Source organism: Brevibacillus sp. SIMBA_040 (assembly GCF_046535075.1).
Classification (GTDB): domain Bacteria; phylum Bacillota; class Bacilli; order Brevibacillales; family Brevibacillaceae; genus Brevibacillus.
The window spans coordinates 56690-70019 of sequence record NZ_JAWRXI010000009.1; the positions used below are offsets into that span (position 1 = coordinate 56690).

The 13330-nt window shown below is 48.1% G+C and carries 14 protein-coding genes and 1 pseudogene; 10 read left to right on the plus strand and 5 right to left on the minus strand.

Annotated elements, in window-relative coordinates; translation table 11 throughout:
* Positions 1 to 169: 169 nt before the first annotated feature.
* The 6 genes and pseudogenes from SB752_RS16230 (at position 170) to SB752_RS16255 (ending at position 4896) form a co-directional block, all read left to right on the plus strand.
* A complete protein-coding gene (locus SB752_RS16230; protein ID WP_410716662.1) occupies positions 170 to 1042 on the plus strand; it encodes a helix-turn-helix domain-containing protein in 873 nt (290 codons plus the stop codon).
* Between the two features lie 73 nt (positions 1043 to 1115).
* On the plus strand, positions 1116 to 2588 hold the full coding sequence (locus SB752_RS16235) for an amidase (RefSeq protein ID WP_410716663.1): 1473 nt from the start codon (positions 1116 to 1118) through the stop codon (positions 2586 to 2588).
* Positions 2589 to 2615: 27 nt separating this feature from the next.
* Positions 2616 to 2762, plus strand: a complete 147-nt coding sequence (locus SB752_RS16240) for a hypothetical protein (protein ID WP_410716664.1) — start codon at positions 2616 to 2618, stop codon at positions 2760 to 2762.
* Positions 2753 to 2950, plus strand: a complete 198-nt coding sequence (locus SB752_RS16245; RefSeq protein ID WP_410716665.1) for an AEC family transporter — start codon at positions 2753 to 2755, stop codon at positions 2948 to 2950. Before SB752_RS16240 ends, SB752_RS16245 begins: the two co-directional genes overlap by 10 nt.
* Positions 2951 to 3066: 116 nt before the next feature.
* Positions 3067 to 4500 (plus strand): DUF1254 domain-containing protein, encoded by a 1434-nt coding sequence (locus SB752_RS16250; RefSeq protein WP_410716666.1) that lies wholly within the window; start codon positions 3067 to 3069, stop codon positions 4498 to 4500.
* A 57-nt stretch (positions 4501 to 4557) separates the two neighbouring features.
* Positions 4558 to 4896, plus strand: a pseudogene (locus SB752_RS16255) (VOC family protein).
* Positions 4897 to 4997: 101 nt separating this feature from the next.
* Here the strand turns inward: SB752_RS16255 and catA are convergent.
* The 4 genes from catA to SB752_RS16275 form a co-directional block, all read right to left on the minus strand.
* Positions 4998 to 5657 carry a type A chloramphenicol O-acetyltransferase gene (gene catA, locus SB752_RS16260; RefSeq protein WP_410716667.1) on the minus strand — a complete coding sequence of 220 codons (660 nt, stop codon included), beginning with the start codon at positions 5655 to 5657 and terminating at the stop codon, positions 4998 to 5000.
* 247 nt (positions 5658 to 5904) lie between these two features.
* Positions 5905 to 6831: a glycine betaine ABC transporter substrate-binding protein gene (locus SB752_RS16265; protein WP_410716668.1), complete on the minus strand. Its 927-nt coding sequence runs from the start codon at positions 6829 to 6831 to the stop codon at positions 5905 to 5907.
* Between the two features lie 11 nt (positions 6832 to 6842).
* Positions 6843 to 7682 carry an ABC transporter permease gene (locus tag SB752_RS16270; RefSeq protein ID WP_410716669.1) on the minus strand — a complete coding sequence of 280 codons (840 nt, stop codon included), beginning with the start codon at positions 7680 to 7682 and terminating at the stop codon, positions 6843 to 6845.
* Positions 7679 to 8905, minus strand: a complete 1227-nt coding sequence (locus SB752_RS16275) for a quaternary amine ABC transporter ATP-binding protein (RefSeq protein ID WP_410716670.1) — start codon at positions 8903 to 8905, stop codon at positions 7679 to 7681. Before SB752_RS16275 ends, SB752_RS16270 begins: the two co-directional genes overlap by 4 nt.
* Before the next feature lie 335 nt (positions 8906 to 9240).
* Here SB752_RS16275 and SB752_RS16280 point away from each other — a divergent pair, with 335 nt between their 5' ends.
* Both SB752_RS16280 and SB752_RS16285 read left to right on the plus strand, forming a co-directional pair.
* Positions 9241 to 9789 (plus strand): GbsR/MarR family transcriptional regulator, encoded by a 549-nt coding sequence (locus tag SB752_RS16280; RefSeq protein WP_410716671.1) that lies wholly within the window; start codon positions 9241 to 9243, stop codon positions 9787 to 9789.
* Positions 9790 to 10059: 270 nt separating this feature from the next.
* Positions 10060 to 10620, plus strand: a complete 561-nt coding sequence (locus SB752_RS16285; protein ID WP_410716672.1) for a cysteine hydrolase family protein — start codon at positions 10060 to 10062, stop codon at positions 10618 to 10620.
* Between the two features lie 64 nt (positions 10621 to 10684).
* On the opposite strand, the gene SB752_RS16290 is transcribed toward SB752_RS16285, so the two are convergent.
* Positions 10685 to 10888 carry a YwbE family protein gene (locus tag SB752_RS16290; RefSeq protein WP_312113292.1) on the minus strand — a complete coding sequence of 68 codons (204 nt, stop codon included), beginning with the start codon at positions 10886 to 10888 and terminating at the stop codon, positions 10685 to 10687.
* A gap of 98 nt (positions 10889 to 10986) precedes the next feature.
* Here SB752_RS16290 and SB752_RS16295 point away from each other — a divergent pair, with 98 nt between their 5' ends.
* The gene (locus SB752_RS16295) at positions 10987 to 11463 is read left to right on the plus strand and encodes a hypothetical protein (protein WP_410716673.1); all 477 of its coding nucleotides are present in this window, start codon (positions 10987 to 10989) and stop codon (positions 11461 to 11463) included.
* Between the two features lie 209 nt (positions 11464 to 11672).
* A complete protein-coding gene (locus SB752_RS16300) occupies positions 11673 to 13295 on the plus strand; it encodes a response regulator (RefSeq protein ID WP_410716674.1) in 1623 nt (540 codons plus the stop codon).
* Positions 13296 to 13330 lie beyond the last annotated feature (35 nt).

Sequence of the window (13330 nt, forward strand, 5' to 3'; positions counted from 1 at the left end):
ATAAAAATACAAAATTAAGGATAAATAATTCAATATTACTTAATATAAGCAAACGATTATTTGTGTTTTTGTTACTTTTGCCCCGTGAAGTATAGGCACATTTTCTTACACTACGAATCTGGAAGTTATGGTATCCTACTGGAAAACTATTTCTAGCTCAGAGGGACCCATGAATTATTTGGAAAGCATCGCGGATGCCCTTTCTTTTATCGAGCGTCACTTAACTGAAGCTTTGACAGTGGATCGTGTCGCTTCGTCAATCGGATATTCCAAATACCATTTTCAACGTCTGTTTCATCATGTCACAGGAGAAACAATCGGACAGTACATCACAAAAAGACGACTTACAGAAGCCGCCAAATACTTATCGTTGCGCCAAAAAAGTGTAACAGACGCTGCGTTTACCTTTGGATTCGAATCACATGAGGCCTTTACAAGAGCTTTTGCCAAGCGTTTTGGACTGACTCCCTCTGCCCTGCGTAAAACGGGAAAGATGCCGCGCTTTGCGATGAAGGAAAAGCTCCAGGTACCCTACCTTCGCCATATCCAGTCACATCGAATTGAGCCGCTTCATACCACGATTCGATGTGACAAGGAAATTGTCGGATATACGTGCGACACGATCAGTCAGAAAGACATCCTGTCCGGCTGGCAGCGCTTGAGTCAGGCAAAGGAAACTGCAGACGCCACGGTAAAAGCTCCCCTCTATGGTGTGCTGCGATATCCGGATGCCTTTGGTCTCGATTTATCTTTCACGTATTTATCTGGCTTGGAAGCCTCGGCAGCGATTAACTTTGAGCCTAAGCAGGAGGGATTGGAGCGCTGGAAGCTGCCTGCGGCAAGCTATCTGGTGTTTACACACAGGGGACCAACGCAAAACCTCCCGCTCACCTATCAATATATTTACGGCAGCTGGTTTTCCCAGTCAGCCAATCTGCTATTTGCACCGTATGATTTCGAGTATTATGACGAGCGCTTTTTAGGCGTGGATCACCCAGACTCTCTTTGCTACATCTATGTTCCTGTTTTATCTACTCCTTAGGTGTTAATCGCATTTTCGATCAAGTTTTCCCTAAGCATCTGTCGTACGCTAAGTGGCGAAAGGAGCGATCGATATGCATGAACTCGCCTATTTACCAGCCACAAAAGTTGGAGCACTCATCCAGACTAGAAAAGTGAGTGCGGAGGAAGTCACCAAACACGCATTGCAAAGAATCAGCGATCATAACCCACGTCTAAACGCCATCGTGGCCATGGATGAAGAAGCTGCACTTCACACCGCAAGAGAGGCAGACAAAGAAATCAAGTGCGGTCAAATCCGCGGTCCACTCCATGGCGTCCCGATTACGGTCAAGGATTCGTTCTCCACGACAGGACTTGCAACGACCTCTGGAAGCACAGCGCTGAAGGGCTTCGTACCCGATAGAGACGCTGCCGTGGTCAGCAGATTGAAGCAGGCAGGTGCCGTCCTGCTTGGGAAAACCAATATATCGCCTCTGCTGATGGATATCCAAACAGACAACGATATTTATGGACGAACCAACAACCCCTGGAATGATACCCGTACTGCAGGAGGCAGCAGCGGCGGCTCAGCAGCTTCTGTCGCCGCTGGACTTTCCTATTTGGATATCGGCAGCGACATTGGCGGATCGCTCCGAATTCCGGCTCATTACTGCGGTGTCTTCAGTCTAAAGCCAACGGAAGGAGCAGTACCCGCCACGGGTCATATGCCTGGCTTTGAAGGAATGGCCGACTATGCTTCTTCACGTCATTTGGCTTGCTATGGTCCGCTGACTCGCTCCATTGAGGATGTACGGGCAGCGTTTGCGATTATTGCAGGGAGTCATGGATATGCAGGGGGATTGCCGAATGGACCGCAGGCTTCTTCTCCCTCACCGTCAACCTCTCCGCTGCGGGTAGGCTGGATAGACGAGCTGCCGGGCTATCCCGTCAGCCGCTCCATTCAGGAAGCGCTTCGCCGCTTTGTCCAGCAGTTGGTTGCGCAAGGTATTATGGTAGAACAGATCACATCTCCTCCATTAGATATCCGTTCAGCGTGGGAAACATGGGGAAAGATGATCGATGCCGAGCAAAACTCGACTGCATCCGTTCTCCAAAGAGGCCTGTCCTATCTCGCAACGAGAAAAGTAAGCCAGCAAATCCCTACAGCGAGTATGCTTGTCCCGCTCACGTTTAAAAATTACATGCGCGTGTTAACCAAGCGCGACCAACTGATCCGCAGCTTTGAGCAATTCATGACAGGATATGATGTGCTTCTCTGCCCTGTCAGCAGCACAACGGCCTTTCCCCATCTCCAAAAAACAAAGATGGTTGGCTACCAGCCTATCTACAAGGAGCCGCTGTACATTGACGGCACGCCGCAAAATTACTGGATTGCCACCACTTACTATGCGAATTTGTTTAACGTGACAGGCAGTCCTGTCGTAACCATGCCGATTGGCTTTGACCCAGATGGACTCCCCATCGGCATCCAGTGTGTAGGCAAGCGCTGGCGCGATTACGATCTGCTGGGTACCACTGCTGCCCTGTTCGAGACGTGCGAGAAATGGCAGCCCCCTACGCTATGACATGAACTAACTAGAAGGAGATGCCTTATGTCATTCTTTTGGATCACCGCCCAAGAAATCATTGCACCTATCATCGTCTTAATCGCGATTGGCGCCATCCTCCACCGGGCGTTTCGCTTTGACATGAATACACTGTCCAAGCTGCATTTGGAATCATCTCACTTATGGGGCTAGGAGGAATCACCGCACAAGCCCTATTCATCGTCAGCGCGATTCCGACTTCACGCAATAGCGCTGCACTGGCACTGGAGTATGGCAATGAGCCTGAGTTTGCAGCTCAAGCAGTGCTTGTCTCTACTTTGCTCAGCACCGTGACGCTAACCATGTGCATCACCCTTTCCTCACACTTGTTTCCATCCTGATGCCCTACATGCCATCCGTTTCCCGGGTGGCTTTTTGCATTTGTATAAAATAGCCATGATCCCGCGAAGAATATCAGTGCATATCGTATGACTTTTATCGGTACAGGAGGGTCAGTATGCTTCGCAATCGGAAAAAAATCTTCGCACTTTTGATCTTAACACTCTGTTTTGCTTGCTTCCCGCCGTACACTTCTACGCTGAAAGCTGCACAAACCAAGCCCCCTACCCCCGAGCCTTTTCCCATGGCCCAGAAGCTAAAGCAGCTCGGGCAGTCTCAGGAGGAGCTCGCTTATTCCCTCGGCATTCAGGCTTATGTGTATGGCTATCCTCTCGTTCTTTCTGCCAAAACGATGGGTGTGATGACTCAAACTCGCGCGCCACTCAATCAGTTTTTCTATTCGGAAACACTGGCTTCCCCCACCTTTCGGGATATTGTCACTCCCAACTCCGATACGCTGTATATGAGCGCCTGGCTGGATTTGTCCCAGTCTCCGATGATCCTGAAGGTGCCTAACAACCCGCAAAATCGCTACTACACTGTGCAAATGCTGGATGTCTACACGAATACGTTTCGCAATGTATCCAATCGTTCCACCAAGCAGCAAGCCGGACGCTATATGATTGCTGGCCCCGATTGGAGAGGACTTATCCCGGCCAATACCGAGCTGATACAAACACCTACGAATACCGTTTGGCTAATCGGACGGGTAGAAGTGAAAGGCGATCGCGATTTGCCACAAGCGGTTGATTTTGAAAAACAAATTACGCTCTCACCCATGCTCCAAACAAAGCAAGCCGCTGTCCCGCAAGTATCTCCGACGATTCCAGCCGATGCACTTACGTCGTTATCTTTTTTTCAGATCATGGCGGAGATGATCCACAAGAACCCGCCACCAACCTGTGATCGCGTCTTGCTCGACCAGTTCGCTCTAGCAGGAATTGACTCGGAGCATGGATTTTCCCCCGACAAGCTGCGCCCTGCTACGATTGCCGGACTAAGGCGCGCTCTGATAGACGCTCCCCAGATTGTGCAAAATGGCTTTCTTCCTTATACGACGATTCGCAACGGCTGGGGTTCTTTTTCACCGGTCGGCACCTATGGCAACCAATTTCTCGCGCGTGCCTTCATCGCTTATTCCGGCCTTGCTGCCAATGTTCCTGAAGAGGAAATGTACTTCCGAGCGTATACCGATGAACGCGGCGCTCTGCTGACGGGCAGCAAGCGCTACACGCTGCATTTTGCAAAGGATGAATTGCCGCAGACATCCGCTTTTTGGTCGATCAACGTCTATAACAATCAGCTTTACTTGGCTAACACCGCAGCAAATCGCACCTCGGTTCGCAGCAATACGGGAACGCTCATCTACAATCCAGATGGCTCCCTCGATCTTTACATTCAAAAAGAGCCGCCACCAGGCAAAGAAGCAAACTGGCTTCCTGCACCGGACGGCAATTTCAATCTCGTGCTCCGGGTTTTTGCCCCCTCACCGGATACTGTGGGGAAAACTCATGCGTGGCCTCCGAATCGTGAGAATAAGAGTGTGAAATGACATAGCCTTTTATGGTAAAATAAGGAACAAACTAACACTACTTTGGAGGTGTATCCTATGAAACTAAACCACCTCAATCTCACTGTCACTGATGTTCATGCAGCTCGAGAGTTCCTTGAGAAGTACTTCGACTTAAAATCGGGAGATACGCGCGGTAATTCATTTGCTGTACTATTTGATGACGACGGGTCAGTGCTTACGTTGATGAAAGGTGCTCAAGTCAGCTAACCCAAGACCTTTCATATCGGATTCATTCAGGAGAGTGAAGAGCGGGTCAACGAGATCAATCAACGTTTGAAGGCTGACGGGTACGATGTGGAACCTCCACAAAGGTCGCACGGGTGGACTTTTTATGTTACAGCTCCAGGTGGATTTACCGTCGAAGTCCTTTGTTAAAACTGAGGCATAAAGCTTGCAAAAAACAAGGCGGACACCTATAGATGTCCGCCCAATTCTATTATTATATGCACATAGCTGCTAACCCGTTAGACAGCCACTCACCGAACAAGTAGCCATTCCTTGCAGTCCGTTGCCCATTTTTGCAAATCGTTTAGAAACAGACTCGCATGATATCCGTCACAAACCGCGTGATGAACCTGCAACGAAACGGGCAGCAACGTTTTGCCGTCTTGCTCGAAATATTTTCCACTCGTGATGATCGGCAGCAAAAACCGTCCATCGCCGAATATGTTCAGATTAAAGCCGGTAAAGCTGACCCATGGAATACAAGAGACAGGGAAGGCATAGGGTGGCTCCATTTCTTTTGCCACGATTCCTTTATTGTCGCCGTATGTTTTCATGTCAGCCGTATAGTTTTCATAAAACAGATAGAAATCATCAGAGAAATCGGTCCACATTGCAGAAAACGTTTGATCATCCTGGTGAAAAAAAGTATAGCTGGGCAGCATACGCTCCCAATACCCCAAATGCCCCTCTTTGTCGTATGTCGTCCTGAATTCTGGGTGCGCATTGACCGCCTTTGTCACCATATAGAGAAAGGCCGGATACAGCTTTACCCCTTTTTCCCGAAGAAGCACACGCAATTCAGTGATATCTATGTTTGCCGTCATACTGAAGGTGCATCTCACCTGGTTCAAATAATGATCGAAGTAAGGCTTTCTTTTCCAACTGTCCAGATCGATTCGATGAAATTCCATTTGTTAACCCTCCTAAAATGATTCATTCTGCGATTTTAGGAGGTTACTTTGCGTGCGATTTTCATGACACTCATCCCTTTTTGTATTGTGGATTTCCGTGTTTCCCCACCATCTTACCATACCCGGTACTGTCATTCATTAGGAACATGGCTCTGCCATATCTTTGGTGAAGACACTATTGCCCTTATACTGGAAAAGGCACCGCCCCTTACATAAAGGGACAGTGCCTCTCACTAAACAGCTTGCTTTATTTCTTCAAATCCTCGATAGAGTTGATATCCATGTAGCTAGGTACTGCCAATCCGAGCTTGGTCCCGGTCAGATTAGGTCCCAGATCTTCCACTTCTTTACCCAGCTTTTTAAAGTAGTCTTCGTGCGTCGTTGGCAGCCATGCTGCTACCATACCGTCCACATCGCCATTGGATACGCCTACCCACATTGGGCCGGCTTCGACCTGGCTCATCTCTACTTTATACTTCAGCTTTTGCTCCAGAACCGTCTTCACAACGTTCGTGCTGGCAATTTCAGAATCCCAAGCCACATACGCGAGGGTCAGCTTTTTGCCCTCTGCCGGCTGGATGCCCTCTACCCATTTATTCACGGTCGCCTCGTTGTTTTTTACCCACTCGGCTGCTGCATCCTCAGGCTTTTTGCCATCTTGAATGGCGAGCATCACTTTTTCCATGTCCTCTGGTGTCCAGGAGAAGTTGTCGAGGAATGCATACGCGCTCGGCTGATCTTCCTTCAAGCCTTTGCGAACAATCGTGTGAATTTGTTCATCCTTCCCATACACACCTTTTGGGTCTTCCAAATATTTCATCTCAAACTTAGAGAACATCCAGTGAGGTGTCCAGCCTGTGACGATAATCGGCTTTTTGTCCTTGTACGCCTGCGTCAGTGCAGCAGTCATCGCTGCGCTGGAGCCCTCTACCAGCTCCCAGTCCTTGAGATCGTATTCTTTCATCGCTTTTTCGGTTGCTTTCATCAAGCCAGCACCTGGGTCAATCCCGATAATTTTGTGGTCGACCTGAGCCCCTACACTATTCGGTGCAGCAGTACCCGTGTTGTCGCCTGCAGGCTTGTTATCCTGCGGCGCTCCTCCACTAGAGCAACCTGCCATTACCATGGAAAGTCCAAGTGCAACTGCCAACCCTTTCAATGTACCCTTTTTCATGAAAACCCCTCCTACGCTTTTTTTCTCTTTCCGACACTTTGCGTGATGCGATCGAGCAGAATCGCCATGATGACGATGGCTAGACCAGCCTCAAAGCCTTCCCCGATTTTAATCTGCGTCACGGCACGATAGACGTCCGCTCCCAATCCTTTCGCTCCAATCATGGACGCGATGACGACCATGGACAACGCCAACATAATGCTCTGGTTGATCCCTGCCATCATCGTCGTCTTGGCAATCGGCAGCTGTACTTTGATCAGCTTTTGCCAGTAGGTCGAACCGAAAGCATCGGAAGCCTCGATTAAATCTGAAGGCACTTGGCGAATCCCCAGGTTGGTCAAGCGGATCGTTGGCGGCATCGCAAAAATTACGGATGCGATGACTCCCGGTACTTTCCCAAGCCCGAAGAAGAAGATCGCGGGAATGAGATAGACGAACGCCGGCATCGTCTGCATGAAGTCGAGCAGTGGCGTCACGATCTTTTGTACCGAGTCATTCTTTGCGCACCAGATGCCTACCGGTATCCCGATCACCACCGAGATCAGTCCTGCAGTAAGCACCAACGCAAGTGTTTCCATTGAATGCTCCCAATAACCCAGATTCTGAATCAGAAGAAGTCCAATGAATGTAAAAAGAGCGATCGTCCATTTCCCAGCGCGATAGGCTAAAAGTGTAAACAAAATGATAATCAGCCAGAATGGAAGCCCGGTCAGAATCCAGTTAAACAGATCAACCGTTCCGCCAATCCCTGTTGAAATCGCGTCAAATAAAAATCCCAAATGCTCATCGAGCCCATCTACAATGGCTTCTATCCATTCATCTAACGGCAGCTTCGGAATTAGCCCACTCATTGTTTGCTCACCTGCCCTTCCTCATCCATTGGCAGTGGATTCTCATGATTTACTTTTCCTGCCAAACCGCCCAGGACGGCCCCTTTTACGATGACACCCAGCAAACGGTTCTGTTCGCCAATCACCGCTACGGGAATATCGGAAAACGCAACCAGATCAAACAATTCATTGAGCAGTGTCTGCGGTCCAACGGTTGGTACTTCTGTTCGCAGCACATCCTCCAATGTTTTTCCTTCCTGCTTGGCTCCGTTCACAGCGTCTGCTGTCAAAACACCGAGCAATGTCTTTTTCCGATCCACCACGTACAGACTAGATACACCACGATCTCGCATCAATTGCAAAGCGACACGAGGTCCTTTGTCTAACGTAATGGTTTCCGCTCGCTTCATTACGTTTTCAGCAGACAAGACTTTGGAGCGGTCTACGTCTTCCACGAAACGTTCCACGTACTCGTTTGCCGGATTTGTCATGATTTCTTCCGGGGACCCGATTTGCACAATCGCGCCATCCTTCATTAAAGCAATCCGATCTCCGATTTTCAGCGCTTCATCCAGGTCATGCGTAATAAAGATGATCGTTTTTTGCATGGTGCTTTGCAGCTCCAGCAGTTCATCCTGCATATCCTTTCGAATCAGCGGGTCCAAGGCACTGAAGGCTTCATCCATGAGAAGCACGTCAGGATCATTGGCAAGTGCACGGGCTAGCCCGACACGCTGCTGCATTCCCCCACTCAGCTGATCTGGATAGCTGTTTTCCCAGCCGCCAAGACCTACGAGTGCGAGTGACTCTCTCGCTTTTGCCTCTCGCTCTGCCTTGGGGATGTTTTGTACCTCTAGCCCATACTCCGCATTCTCCAGTACCGTCCTGTGCGGAAACAAGGCGAACTTCTGGAATACCATGCTCAGCTTTTTACGACGAGCCTCTTGCAGCTGCTCGGTATTCATACTGACGATATCCGTACCGTCAATTAAGATCTTGCCCTCTGTAGGCTCGATCAACCGATTCAACAAGCGAACCAGTGTCGATTTCCCACTACCTGAAAGCCCCATGATGACGAAAATTTCGCCGGCATGCACCTCAAAGCTCGCTTGGTTAACCCCTAACGTAAGACCCGTTTCCTTTGCGATCTCTTGTTTGGTCTTTCCTTGCTTGACTAGGGGCAGTGCGCGCCCTGGCTGGCGTCCAAAGATTTTGGTCAGATTCTCTACTTTGATTTTGGGCATATGGTCACCTCCAACTTTTACACCCGATTCCGGACTGTTCTTCTTCCATATAAGGATTGATAAGCGCGCCCCACATATAAGCGGCTCTCCTCCTTGATGAGGCATCGATCGGTGTTTCTTACTCTTACAATTGTAACGAACCACTTTTTTTACCTCAAACTGGGTGAGCCACGATAATCGGGCATTTTCAGCGTTCAGAAAAAACTTTACGTACTTTTCTTTCTGTATTCGCAGTTTTACTCGTACATACTGTACAATATCTCCATTTACTTTTTGCTTTTAGAAACGTACAATTCTACTTACGGTAAAATGACTAGAGGAGCTGCTCTTTTCAAATGGATACGAACCAGGAAAAAATCCTCGAAAAAGCTCAAGCACGCGTAATCGAGACCCTTGCCCGCAACATGGATTTGTATGGCATCACCATGTCTACAGGGCTGTTGTACGGTACGTTGCTATTTCAGGACAAGTCAATGACGCTCGATGAAATGGGAGAAGCGCTGGGAATGAGCAAGACCAGCATGAGTACCGGCGTTCGCACGTTAATGGACTTAAATATGGTAGAAAAAATATGGAAAAAAGGGACGCGAAAGGATCACTATGAAGTGAATCTGGATTGGTACCAGAACTTCATTGATCTGTTTTCCGTAAAGTGGAGACACGCCTGCGAGCAAAATGTACACGGCCTGAAAAAGTCGCTCCAGGAGCTGCGCGCCCTCAAGGAAGCAGAAGACCTCACCGATGAAATCAGAGAACGTGTGAACCTCAGCATCCAACGCATCGAAAATGGCCTCGAATATTATCTGTGGTTGTCTCGGTTGATCGACTCCTTCGAATCACATGATATCTTTCAGTTTGTACCGAAAAAGGAAAACGAATCATAAGACATGGTAAAAGAGAAAAAGACTCTGTTCTTTACTGGCATCCAGTAGAGAAAGAGTCTTTTTTCGTTAAAAAACGTCTAAAATTTTCCACATCTATGCTACAATTCGCTTAGAGAAATCCGGCACTCCTTTGTGCTTGGGTTCGATGACACGAAAGGAGCTGGTGATGATGAACATATATACCATTCAGAATGCTAATAGATTCGTTCGTACACTTCACATCAAAAAGGGGGCGTCCCTGCGATAGTCCCCTTCTCCAAGGAGGAGCTTATGATTCGAACAACTGCACTATTGGTGATTGATGCACAGGTAGGAATTATTGAAGGGCCCGGGATTGGTCCTGTCCACGAGCCTGCACGATTTGTTCATACAATGCAGGGCGTTATTGAAAAGGCACGCAGCCAAGCTATCCCGGTATTCTATGTGCAGGACGTAGATGTTGCCGATCACGGTACAGACGCTTATGCGATTCATCCCACGATCGCTCCGCTTCCTGGGGAACCGGTTATTCAAAAGAAAGCGACAGATTCGTTTCATGGAACAGACCTGCATGAGCAGCTACAGTCTCACGGGATCAATCATCTGGTCATCATGGGCTGCAAGACAGAGTACTGCGTAGACAGTGCCTGCCGAAAGGCGACGACACTCGGATATGATGTTACGCTCGTAAAGGATGCCCACTCCACCACTGATAATGAAGTATTGCAAGCGGAGCAAATCATCGCTCATCACAATACGGTCTTGCATGGGTTGGGGAATTTGGAGCCGTTTGTTATAGTGAGGGGATCTGATGAAGACGTGCTGGTGCCTAGCCATGATTCGTATCGGTAACTCGTTTTTTCATCTAAGCACATAAGCAAGAACGGGCAGGCTGTCATGGCAGCTGCCCGTTTTTTCACTCCCCTCTTTTTACAATCTCCTGTACTCTCCCCACCTGACCATCTGTAAGTCGCACTTTGATCCCGTGCGGGTGGGTGCTGGAATTCGTCAATATATCCTTTACAATCCCCCGTGTCCTCTTGCCTGTCCGCTGATCCTGCTTTAAAACGATATCAACTTCCAGTCCAGCCACGATGTCTTTTCGGTTTTTACCATTCATGCTATCCCTCTTTTCTTCTATATAACGTTCCCTTTTCATTCTTTCTGTCCTCCTATGATATAATCGACGGATAAATCCATCTACCTACGGAGGAATCCATGCTTACTTTTGAAGAAAAACTGGCGATTATTGAATCTTTCCCACAGCTGACTCGCAACGACGTCTCTCTCAAACGCATCAATTTCCATTATGAAGAGAGCCTTCATGATAAAAAAACAGTCGTCTATCACTTGCATCCGAACGGAAACGGCTTTGTTTTCGCTGCCTTCCTGAAAGGCTATCAAAAGGATGACAAAGGCTACGTAAACATCCGCGACTTCTCCGAGGATCAATTGCGCACAATTATTGAAGCCTCGATTAACTCTCTGTCCGTAAAACGTGAGCTCGCCCCCCAAAATACGGCGACACCTGAGCAAGTCGAAGAAACGTGGATCGACAAAAAAGGAAACACCCTGCTGCTCCAGCAGGAGGATGCTCTGTTTAATGTATACCACGGCATGAATCTAGAAGCTTCCTTTGAATCATACGTAGAGGCAGAACAGTATCTGCTCGACGAAGAGTTTACCCGTCAGTAACGTAATTTCTACTATTTCATGAAGTGTTACCTACTTCCCTGCCAACCGCCCTATCTGCGATCAGATCATCCATTGGATAAACCCTCCTGATATGGTACACTTCCTCCTAGTTGCAAGTATACAATCAAACGAATGACCTTTGAACAGTGCGTACAGGCAGTCAATTTGACTGCTTGTACCGCTATGGAAAACAGGGGGAACACACAAGCATGATGAAGTATAGAGAGACTCTTCTCTTTCATATTCATAAACAATTGGAGACGTGGTTCAGTCTGGATGGGCCTATCTCCCACGAGGATCTGTATCGTTTTCTTCATTCATTAAAAGGAACGTCAGGCACGATTGGTCTTACTGATTTATCCGACCTCTCCCAAACCTTGCTCGATCAAATGGAACACATGCAGGCAAAAGAGTGGCACGCGCATGAATGGCGACCGTTTTTACTTGATTTGATCGCACTTTGCTATGAGCATCGCCCTGAACAGGAGGTGCTGCTGGAAGATCCTACCCTCGAACGAGAAAACAACTACGAAAACCAGCCGCTTATTCTCATTTTAGATGATGACGTGACGCTTTTAATGTATTTGAAAGAAAATTTGGAGAAGCTTAATTGGTCAGTTATTGCTACTGTGCATCCGCACAAGGCGCTCGATTATTTTCACGACATGAACCCGGACTGCTTGATTCTGGACTTGAACATTCCAGAAACGGGTGGTTTTCAAGTCATGCAAACGCTCAGTGAAAAAATCAAAAAGCAGTATGTGCCTACAACCGTGATCAGTATTGATTGTGACCGACAGACGCGATTCCATGCTTATCGACTCGGCGCTGATGACGTCATGTGCAAGCCACTCGACATCGAGGAACTTGCCGTTAGATTGGAACGACAGCTGCGCCGCAAGCGCTGGATGGACCGGATTTTATTTGTAGATGATTTGACAGGAGTATACAATCGCAATTCTCTCTCCGATACATATAAAAGGCTTCTTTTTGATGCCCAGCGGACTTCAGCTCCTCTGTCCATCGGCTTTTTGGATATTGATCATTTTAAAGGGGTAAACGACACGCATGGCCATTTGATCGGGGATCAGGTACTGAACAGATTCGCAACTTTCATTCAATCACGTGCAGAAAAGCATGATATTTTGTTCCGATATGGCGGCGAAGAGTTCCTTTTGCTCATGCCACGAACCACTATACAAGAGGCGAAGCTGCGTTTAGAGCATATACTGGACGCCTTTTGCAAAGAAGTATTCGATTCTCCTGAGGGAGCTTTTTCCTTGAGCTTTTCAGCAGGTGTTGTGCAGATCGACGACGCAGAAAAGCCTTTTCCTTTCTGGGTAGAAGCTGCAGATACGGCTTTGTATACAGCAAAAAATCTCGGCCGTCGCAGAATTGAGGTCGCAGCATCGACTGGCGAAACCGAAGTCCCTAGCGTCAAACTAAAGGTAGCGATCATCGATGACGACTCCATGATTCGCACGATGCTGGTCGATTCAGTCCAAGCCAGCTTTGATGGCTGGATGTATGCCGATGTTCAGCAATTTCAGGATGGAGAGGCTTTTTTCAATAGCAGCTGGCATCTGGGTCCTGAGTCGTATCTCGTCATTCTTGACGGAATTATGCCCAAAATGGACGGATTGGAAGTCTTGCAAAGAATCAGGAATTTGCCGAATGCAAAGCGTTATACGATCATCATGCTCACAGGCCGTACAGAAGAACAGGACATTGTCCGTGCGCTGCAGCTCGGCGCTGATGACTACATGACCAAACCATTTAGCATGCGGGAGCTTGAAGCGAGAATCAAGCGCTTGGTAAAACGAGTCGTATAACAACAAGCAGCGCAAACGAATTTTGTTGGAGGAAA